This is a genomic window from Reyranella soli (genome assembly GCF_007992495.1).
Taxonomy (GTDB): domain Bacteria; phylum Pseudomonadota; class Alphaproteobacteria; order Reyranellales; family Reyranellaceae; genus Reyranella; species Reyranella soli.
This window is the reverse complement of record NZ_BKAJ01000255.1, coordinates 1-9,213: the sequence shown is the minus strand read 5'-3', so window position 1 is coordinate 9,213 and position 9,213 is coordinate 1. Positions and strand designations below refer to the sequence as shown.

Annotated in this window: 9 protein-coding genes; 3 read left to right on the top strand and 6 right to left on the bottom strand. The window is 66.7% G+C overall.

What is annotated here, in order from left to right; genetic code table 11:
• Window positions 1-144: 144 nt before the first annotated feature.
• The 3 genes from RSO01_RS44560 to RSO01_RS44550 are packed head-to-tail and all read left to right on the top strand — an operon-like array spanning window position 145 to window position 3,640.
• Window positions 145-1,932, top strand: a complete 1,788-nt coding sequence (locus RSO01_RS44560) for a peptide ABC transporter substrate-binding protein (RefSeq protein ID WP_147157074.1) — start codon at window positions 145-147, stop codon at window positions 1,930-1,932.
• 38 nt (window positions 1,933-1,970) lie between these two features.
• Entirely contained in the window at window positions 1,971-2,660 is a 690-nt protein-coding gene (locus tag RSO01_RS44555) for an HAD family hydrolase (protein WP_147157073.1), read from the top strand.
• Window positions 2,661-2,698: 38 nt separating this feature from the next.
• The gene (locus RSO01_RS44550) at window positions 2,699-3,640 is read left to right on the top strand and encodes a M14 family metallopeptidase (RefSeq protein WP_147157072.1); all 942 of its coding nucleotides are present in this window, start codon (window positions 2,699-2,701) and stop codon (window positions 3,638-3,640) included.
• Here the strand turns inward: RSO01_RS44550 and murJ are convergent.
• The 6 genes from murJ to RSO01_RS44520 form a co-directional block, all read right to left on the bottom strand.
• On the bottom strand, window positions 3,609-5,189 hold the full coding sequence (murJ, locus tag RSO01_RS44545) for a murein biosynthesis integral membrane protein MurJ (protein ID WP_147157071.1): 1,581 nt from the start codon (window positions 5,187-5,189) through the stop codon (window positions 3,609-3,611). The two genes, RSO01_RS44550 and murJ, sit on opposite strands and share 32 nt — an antisense overlap.
• Window positions 5,190-5,477: 288 nt before the next feature.
• Window positions 5,478-6,728: a flavin-dependent oxidoreductase gene (locus RSO01_RS44540; protein ID WP_147157070.1), complete on the bottom strand. Its 1,251-nt coding sequence runs from the start codon at window positions 6,726-6,728 to the stop codon at window positions 5,478-5,480.
• Between the two features lie 7 nt (window positions 6,729-6,735).
• Window positions 6,736-7,071 carry a gamma-butyrobetaine hydroxylase family protein gene (locus tag RSO01_RS44535; RefSeq protein ID WP_281291640.1) on the bottom strand — a complete coding sequence of 112 codons (336 nt, stop codon included), beginning with the start codon at window positions 7,069-7,071 and terminating at the stop codon, window positions 6,736-6,738.
• A 74-nt stretch (window positions 7,072-7,145) separates the two neighbouring features.
• The gene (locus RSO01_RS44530) at window positions 7,146-7,361 is read right to left on the bottom strand and encodes a Trm112 family protein (protein ID WP_147157069.1); all 216 of its coding nucleotides are present in this window, start codon (window positions 7,359-7,361) and stop codon (window positions 7,146-7,148) included.
• A gap of 85 nt (window positions 7,362-7,446) precedes the next feature.
• The gene (locus RSO01_RS44525; RefSeq protein ID WP_147157068.1) at window positions 7,447-8,160 is read right to left on the bottom strand and encodes an LON peptidase substrate-binding domain-containing protein; all 714 of its coding nucleotides are present in this window, start codon (window positions 8,158-8,160) and stop codon (window positions 7,447-7,449) included.
• 13 nt (window positions 8,161-8,173) lie between these two features.
• Window positions 8,174-9,106 (bottom strand): thioredoxin family protein, encoded by a 933-nt coding sequence (locus RSO01_RS44520; RefSeq protein ID WP_147157067.1) that lies wholly within the window; start codon window positions 9,104-9,106, stop codon window positions 8,174-8,176.
• Window positions 9,107-9,213: the final 107 nt, after the last annotated feature.

Here is a 9,213-nt window from a genome sequence, read left to right as displayed (position 1 = left end):
TATGACGGGGGAGGAGATCAGAGCACGAGTGCCGCCGGCCGTTGACGACAGCAGCTCGGCCTGTTCCCATCCGCCTTGCACGTATCTTGCAGGATAGCAGGAACGTCAGGGATCAGGGCTTCGACATCAGGATGGGAGGCGTCCATGGACGAACGTGATTTGCGTGGTCTTCTGGGCCAGGTGAAAGCGGGCGCACTGTCGCGTCGCGCCTTCGTGCGGCGCATGGCGGCAGTGGGGCTGGCGGCGCCCTTCGCCAATCAGCTTCTCGCTCTGTCGGGCGTCGCCATGGCGCAGACACAGCCGGTGTACAAGCCGACCAAGCGCGGCGGCGGCGGTCTCTTGAAGGTGCTGTGGTGGCAAGGGCCAACCTTGCTCAATCCGCACTTCGCGGTCGGCACCAAGGACCAGGACGGCTCGCGCCTGTTCTATGAACCGTTGGCCGGCTGGGACGCCGAGGGCAACCTCAGGCCGATCCTGGCCGAATCGGTTCCCGGTCGCGAGGACGGCACACTGGCGGCCGACGGCAAGTCGGTGACGTGGCGGCTGAAGAAGGGCGTCAAATGGCACGACGGTCAGCCCTTCAGCGCCGACGACGTGGTCTTCACCTGGCAATATGCCCGCGATCCCGAGACCGGTGCGGTCAGCAGCGGGTCCTACAAGGACATTACGGTCGAGAAGGTCGACCAGCACACCGTCACCGTGAAGTTCCAGCAGCCGACGCCGTTCTGGGCCGACGCCTTCGTCGGCTGGTTTGGCATGATCATTCCCCGCCATCTGTTCGCCGACTACGTTGGCTCGAAGTCGCGTGAGGCGCCGACCAACCTGAAGCCAGTCGGCACCGGCCCTTACATGTTCAAGGACTTCAAGCCGGGCGACCTTGTGTCGGGCGTGATCAACCCGAACTACCACGTCGAGAATCGCCCGCACTTCGACGCCATCGAGATGAAGGGTGGCGGCGACGCGGTCTCCGCCGCACGCGCCGTGCTGCAGTCGGGCGAATTCGACTTCGCCTGGAACCTGCAGGTCGAGGACGAGATCCTCACCAAGCTGGAGAAGGGCGGCAAGGGCCGCCTCATCTACAGCAAGGGCGGCGGCATCGAGCACATCCAGCTCAACAACACCGATCCATGGACCGAGGTCGACGGCGAGCGGTCGAGCCTCAAGACCAAGCATCCGATCCTGAGCGACGTCGAGGTCCGCCGCGCGCTGGCGCTGCTGGTCGACAAGGACTCGGTCGAGAAGCACATCTACGGCCGTGGCGGCGTGGCGACGCCCAACTACATCAACAATCCCGAGCGCTTCCGCTCGAAGAGCACGAAGTACGAATTCAACGTCGACAAGGCGATCGACATCCTGGAGAAGGCCGGCTGGAAGAAGGGCGCCGACGGCATCCGCGAGAAAGGCGGCAAACGTCTGAAGTTCGCGTACCAGACCTCGATCAACCAGCCGCGGCAGAAGAACCAGGCGATCGTCAAGCAGGCCTGCCAGAAGGCCGGCATCGACATCGAGCTGAAGGCGGTGACGGCGTCGGTGTTCTTCTCCTCGGACGTCGCCAATCCGGACACCTACACCAAGTTCTACTGCGACCTGCAGATGTACAATAACGGCAGCCAGCCCGATCCGGAGATCTTCCTGCGCCAGTTCTGCTCGTGGGAGGCCGCCACCAAGGACAACAAGTGGCAGGGCCGCAACATCACGCGCTGGCAGAACAAGGAATACGACGACATCCATAAGACGGCGCAGGTCGAGCTCGATCCGATCAAGCGTGCCGCCATGCTGATCAAGTGCAACGAGCTCGTGATCAACAACGTCGTCGTGATCCCGGTGGTGGCCCGCCTCGGCGTCGCCGCCGCCAACAGCAAGCTCGTCTGCGAGCTGAGCGGCTGGGACAACAACACCTGGGACCTGCCGAACTGGTATCGCGAAGCCTGAGTCGCCCCGGCCGCCGAGGCGGGCTATAAGCCCGCCTCGTGGCACCTCTGGTCATCTTCGATTGCGACGGCGTCCTGGTCGACAGCGAGCTGCTGGAACATGGCGTCGACGCCGAGCTGCTGGGGCCCCTGGGATATGCCGCCAGTCCACAGGAGCTGCTGCAGCGTTTCGTCGGCATCGCCCGCACCGACATGTACGAGGCCGTCTTCGCCGAGCTCGGCCGCGAGATGCCGCGCGGCCTGTTGGACGAGCGCGAAAAGCGCGTCTGGCAGCGCTGCCACAGCGACCTCAGGACGGTGCCGGGCGTCGAAGAGGCGCTTGAGGCCCTGCGGCGGCGACCCAAATGCGTTGCGTCGTCCAGTATCCCGGCCAAGCTGCAGTTGAAGCTCGAGTCGACGGGCCTCGCCCGGCACTTCGCACCGTACGTCTTCAGCACGGCGCTGGTCGCGCGCGGCAAGCCCGCGCCGGATATCTACCTGCATGCCGCGCAGGCCGTCGGCCATGCCGCCAACGACTGCATCGTCGTCGAGGATTCGCCGCACGGCATTGCCGGTGCAAAAGCTGCCGGCATGCGCGCAATCGGATTCACCGGCGGCAGCCATGCCACGCCGTCGCTTGCCATCGAACTGCGATTGGCCGGTGCCGTCCTGGTGGTCGACCATATGGATGATTTGCCGAAGGCGATCGAAAGCGTGGTTGTCGAAATGCCCGGTGCGGGTTACCCCTGAGGCTCGAAGAGCCTTTCCAGCCTGGCGGACCCCGACGGATGTCTGACAATCCCCCGATCGAATACGACTTTCCCGACATCAGACGCTGGGAGCAGGGCGACGCGCCCTACATCCACGTCAAAGAAAGCGGCATGCCTGGGCCGACAGTCATGCTGGCGGCGCTGACGCACGGCAACGAGGTGTCGGGCGCGATCGTGGTCGACGAGCTGCTCGGCCGCGGGCTCGCGCCGCGCCAGGGCACGCTGATCTTCTCGTTCAACAATTTCGAGGCCTATCAGCGTTTCGATCCCAACAATCCGTTCAAGTCGCGCATGATCGACGAGGATTTCAATCGCACCTGGGGGCGGCTCGACCAGCCGGCGACGACGCGCGAGACCAGGCGCGCCCAGGTCGTGCGGCCCTATGTCGAGCGCGCCGATTTCCTGCTCGACCTCCATTCCATGCACGACGACTGCGTGCCGCTGATGCTGTGCGGGCCGCTCGACCGCGGCGCCGAGCTCGCCAGGCGGCTAGGCGCGCCGGCCGACATCGTGCGCGACCGCGGCCATGCTGCCGGCATGCGCATGCGCGACTACGGCGGCTTCGGCGATCCGCAGAGTGACAAGACCGCGTTGCTGATCGAGACCGGCCAGCACTGGCGCGCCTCGTCGGTCGTTGTGGCCAAGGACGTGGCGCATCGCTTCCTCACCGAGACCGGGATCGTCGAGGCCTCGGACCTGCCGGCCGACTGGAAGCAGCCCGCGCCGCCCAGCCAGCGCATCGTGCAGGTCACCCACGCCATTGCCACCAAGCGCGGCAACTTCACGCCGGCTCGGCGTTTCGAGGGCCAGGAGGTGATCACCAAGGCCGGCACCGTGCTGGGCCATGACGACGGTGAGCCGGTGACGACGCCCTACGACGACTGCGTGCTGGTGATGCCGGCAGTGAACCGGCCGTTGCGCGCCGGCGTCACGGTTGTTCGTCTGGGTCGCCTGATCTGAGACCGGCCTGACGGCGCATCACGAAGCGCAGCTCGGCGAGACGCACGACCCCCAACAGCGTGCCGAGAGCGGCGTAGACGGCCATTCCCAGCGCACAGACGCCGAACAGAGCCACCACGCCCTTCGTGTTGGCGTGGGCCAGGATGGGATCCAGCACAACGAGCGCGCCCCAAAGGGCGATGCCCATGCCCGCGGTTGCCGCCAGCATGCGCCACGCCCGCGACACCAGGCGCTGGTCGGCGATCCAGTGGTCGCGTCGCCAGAGCACGATGGCCAGCATCGCCGCGTTCAGCCAGCCCGACAGCGACGTGGCGAGCGCGACGCCGACCTGGGCAAGGCTGGTGCCGTAAAGGAAGAAGACATTGAGGGCCACGTTCACGACGATGGCGACGATCGCGATATAGAGCGGCGTGCGCGTGTCCTCGCGGGCGAAGAAGCCCGGGGTCAATGCCTTGATCAGCACGAAGGCCGGCAGGCCGACGACATAGGCGGCCAGCGCGCTTGCCGTGCGCAGGGTGTCGTCGGGCCCGAAGCGGCCGCGCTCGAACAGCACGCGGATGATGGGGTCGCTCAGCAGCCATAGTGCCACCGCCGCGGGGAGGCTGAGCAGCAGGCCGAACTCGATAGCGCGGTTCTGGTTGGCCATCGCCGATTCCAGCTGGCCGGCGCGGAGCTGGCGCGCCAGCAGCGGCAGCAGGGCCGTGCCGATGGCGATGCCGACGACGCCGAGCGGCAATTGGGCGATGCGATCGGCGTAGAAGAGGGCCGAGATCGTGCCGACCGGCAGCAGCGAGGCCCACACCACGTCGAGCATGGTGCTGATCTGCTGCGCGCCGCCGCCAATCGCCACCGGCGTCGCGAGCTTGACCAGCCGCGCGACGCGCGCCGTCCAGCGCGGGCGCACCAGCGTCATGCCGACGTCGTCGCGGGCGCAGGCGATCAGCAACCACAGCCATTGCAACAGGCCCCCGATCGCCACGCCGATCGAGGCGGCATAGCCGCTGTTGGGCAGGAGCGGCGTGAGACCGAGTACGGTGCCGATCATCGCCAGGTTGAGCAGGATGGGCGTGGCCGCGACATGGGCGAAGCGGTCGATGCTGTTCAGCACGCCGCCGTAGAGCGAGGCCAGCGAGATGAACAGCAGGTAGGGGAAGGTGATGCGGCCAAACTCGACGGCCATGGCGAAGGTCGGCGCGCGCATGCCGGGCGCCAGCACCGCCACGACCCACGGCATGGCAACCATCAGCACGATCGAGAACGGCACCAGCACCAGCAGCAGGGCGGCATGCGCCTGGCGGGCGAAGGCCAGCGCCTCGGCGCGGCCGTTGTCCTGCAGCTCGCGCGAGAACAGCGGCACGAAGGCCGCCGAGAAGGCGCCCTCGGCGAACAGGCGGCGGAACAGGTTCGGCAGCTTGAAGGCGACGACGAAGGCGTCGGCCATCGCGCCCGATCCCAGCACCGCCGACAGCACGACGTCGCGGGCGAAGCCCACGAGCCGGCTCAGCAGCGTGAAGCCGCCGACAGTGGCGACGGCGCGGCCGAGGCTCATGGCCACTCTTTTCCTCCCCCGTCATACGGGGGAGGGTAGGGAAGGGGCAGGCCACGCACTTGATGCGAGCCAGTTTCAGATCGGAATGATCTCATTCGTGGAGGGATCTCGCTTGTTGCTTTCCCCCTCCTGTATCCTCCCCCGTATGGCGGGGGAGGAGAAGAAAAAGGCGCAGCGACCGCCATAATCCTGTCATCGTCAGATGCCATATTCTCTCTCGGTGGCGGCCGGTGATGTGATGACCGGTATAAACCGCTACCACGGCCGGTCCCTAACAGGGCCGGTTTTTTATTGTGCGGCCGCCAGCTTCAACAGCGTCTCGCGGTCCTGGGTCGCGAGCTTCTTGTAGTCGCCGACGATCCTTTCCAGTTCGTCGGCCGGCAGCACGCTTTCCAGATCGGTGAAACCCTGCGGCGCGCGCTGCTCGACGAGGTCGAGCATGACGTCGATGCCCTTGCGGCGATTGCTCTCGACGATGGCCGCGGTCGGCGGCAGGCGGCGCCGTTCGTAACGCTTCAACGCCGCTTCGGGATCGCTGCCGGCCAGAAGTTCCTGGGTGATCGCCTCACCGTCGAGGATCGCCTGCGAGGCGCCGTTGGAGCCGATCGGGTACATCGGATGTGCGGCATCGCCCAGGAGCGTGATGCGGCCGTGGCTCCAGCCCGGCAGCGGATCGCGATCGACCATGGGGAACTCGAAGATCGCATGGGCCGAGCGGATGACGCCCGGCACGTCGAGCCAGCCGAAGTTCCAGTGCTCGAAGCGCGGCAGGAAGTCTGAAAGGTTGCCCGGGCGGTTCCAGTCCTCGCGTGGCAGCATGGCCCCGTCGCCCATATGCAGGTCGCAGATCCAGTTGATCAGCGCCTCGCCGCGCTCGGCGTGGGCGCGGCTGATGGGATAGCAGACGAATTTCTGATTGTGATGGCCGGCCTGCACCATGGTGTTGCCGCCGAGGTAGGGCTTGCCCACGGTGACGCCGCGCCACATCAGGATGCCCTGCCACTTGGGCGGGCCTTCGTTGGGATGGAAATGGGCGCGCACGGCGGAGTGGATGCCATCGGCGCCGATCAGGATATCGGCCTCCGTCGTCTCGACGATCGCGCCGTCACGGTCGGCGAAGCGCGCCGTGACCGTATTGCCTTTCTGCTCGAAGCCCGCGATGCGCCGGCCGAACTTGATGCGACCGGCGCCCAGCATCTGCTCGGCGGCGCGGTACAGGATCATCTGCAGCTCGCCGCGATGGATGGAGAATTGCGGCCAGGGCAGGCCGGCATGGCGGCCGCGCGGATCGGCCCAGATGGTCTGGCCGTGGCGGTTGGCGTAGCGCAGTTCGCGCGTCTCGATGGCGGTGGCGGCCAACGCCGGCTGCAGGCCGAGGCTCGAGAGGATGCGCACGGCGCCCGCCTGGATGTTGATGCCGACGCCCAGCGGTCGGAGCTCGCTCACGGCCTCGAACACTTCGGCGTCGAAGCCCGCGCGATGGAGGCACATCGCGGCGGTCAAGCCGCCGATGCCGGCGCCGGCGATGGCGATCTTCATGATAGGCTTACGCGTCGCGGCTCAGGCCGCGATAGAGCAGGGCGGCCTGGTAGGCGGCCCATTTCTCGGCGTAGCTGTCGCCCAGCTCACGCAGGTAGGACCAGCTGTAGATGCCGCTGTCGTGACGGTCGTCGAACACGATGCGGATGGCATAGTGACCGACAGGCTCGACAGCGGCGATCTTCACGTGACGGCGGCCGGACACGATCTTCTTCTGGCTGGGTCCATGACCCTGGACCTCGGCCGACGGGCTTTCGACGCGCAGGTACTCGGCCGGCAGCGAGTGGGTGACGCCGTCCGAGAACTCGATCTCCATTCGACCTTCTTCCTTGAAGACACGCAGCTCGGTCGGCCACGGCGCGGTGGTCTCGTAGCTGCCTTCGTCAGGCGCCGACTTGGGGAACTGATCTGCAGCGCTCACGGCACGTCCCTGATCACGCGCGCCTCGCTCACCAGCATGATCGGGATGCCGTCGCGGATAGGATAGGCAAGCCCGGCCTTGCGGCTGATCAGCTCGCCCGCCGCCGCGTCGTATTCCAGCGGCCCGTGGCTCGCCGGACACACCAGGATCTCCAGCAGCTTGGGATCGACGCCTGAGCGGCGCGATGCAGGTTCGTCCGAGGGCGGGGTCATGGTGACGTCCTTATATCATGGTCTTCCGGACCGCGCGCTTCCAGCGCGCCTCATGAGCGCGCTGGGAGCGCGCGGTCCAGAAGAATCAATTCGCCCGTTTCGGCGGCGTTTCAGATGCCTGGCCGAAGGCGTTCATTTCCAGGAAGGCGACCAAGAGCTTGGCGCGGGCCGTCGAATCGGCGGCTTCCAGCAGGGCCTGCTTCTCGGCCGGGCCGAAGGGCAGGACCATCGACAGCGAGGTCACGAGATTGGCGTCGGCCGCCTTCTTCACGGCGTCCCAGTCGGTCGAGAGATTACGGCCGCGGAAGAACGCAGCCAGCGCTGCCATCAGCCGGTCGCGGTCGAGCTCGACCTCTTCGTCGGCATGGTCGAGGTCGGCGCGATAGGGCGAGAACACTGAAGAAACGCGGCGATAGCCGCCATGGGCGAGGTCGAGCTCGCGCACGATCTCGAAGCGGCAGACGCCAGACAGCGCCAGCAGCAGGCGGCCATCCTCGGTCTCGTTGAAGCTCACGATGCGGCCGGCGCAGCCCACCTTGTGCACCTTGGGCCGGCCGTCCTCGGTCGGCAGTCCGTCGCCGGCGTAGCCGCCGGGCTGCATTGGCTGCACCATGCCGATCATGCGATGGCCGGCCAGCGCATCGAAGATCATCGAAAGGTAACGCGGCTCGAAGACGTTGAGCGGCAACTTGCCGCCAGGCAGCAGCAGTACGCCCGACAACGGGAAGATCGGCAGCGTCTCGGGGAGCTGCTCGAAGCTCGGTTCGAACGGATTGCGCCCGGGCACCCGCTCGGTCATGCCGGCGCGTCGATCAGGAGAACAGGATGGTCGACAGCCGCTTGCGGCCGTCGACGGCGAGCGGATCGGCGAAGCCCAGCGCCTCGAAGAACTTCAGGAGCTGCTGGCGGGCGGCTTCCTCGTTCCACTTGCGGTCGGCCTTGATCATGGCGAGCAGCTCGTTGATCGCCTCCTGGCGCTCGTTGCCTGCCCAGTAGGCCATGGCGAGGTCGAGCCGCGCCTGCATGTCCTTGGGGTCGGCGGCGGCCTTGGCTTTGAGGTCGTCGACCGGCCCCGCCTCCTTGGCCTTCTCGGCAAGGTCGATCGAGGCCTGCACGGCCACGACGTCGGCGTTGGTCTTGTCCTTGGTCTCGACCTGAGCCAGCAGCTCCTTGGCCTGCTCGACGTCGCCGGTCTGCAGGTTGTAGCGCGCCAGGCCTGCCAGCGCGGTGACGTGCTTGGGATCGGCGCCCAGGATTTCGCTGTAGATGCGCGCTGCCAGATCCTGGTCGTTCTGCGCGACGGCGGCCTTCGCGTGCTCCAGCAACTCGGCGATCTCGTCGCCGCCGCCTTCGCCCACTGGTCCGCCGGTCGCCTGCACCAGGCGGTCGACGAACGCCTTGACCTGGCTTTCCGGCACCGCGCCCATGAAGCCGTCGACCGGGCGGCCGCCGAAGAAGGCATAGACCGCCGGGATCGACTGGATCCTGAGCTGCTGGGCCAGCATCTGGTTCTGGTCGATGTTGATCTTGACCAGCTTGACCGCGCCGTTGGCCGCTTTGACGACCTTTTCAATCGCCGGCTGCAACTGCTTGCACGGCCCGCACCACGGCGCCCAGAAGTCGACGATCACCGGGACGGTGCGCGAGGTTTCCAGCACGTCCTTGGCGAATTTGGTCTGGTCGCTGTCCTTGATGAGGTCGGCGGGGGCAGCCTGCGGCGCGGCGCCCTTCAGCATCGGTTCCATGGATCCTCGAACGGGGGAAATTTGCGTTGCCCCGCAATGTGGCCTCCGGTCCCCGAGGGCGCAAGGGGTCGGGAATCCGTCCGATTCCGCTAAAATTCCCCCTCAAA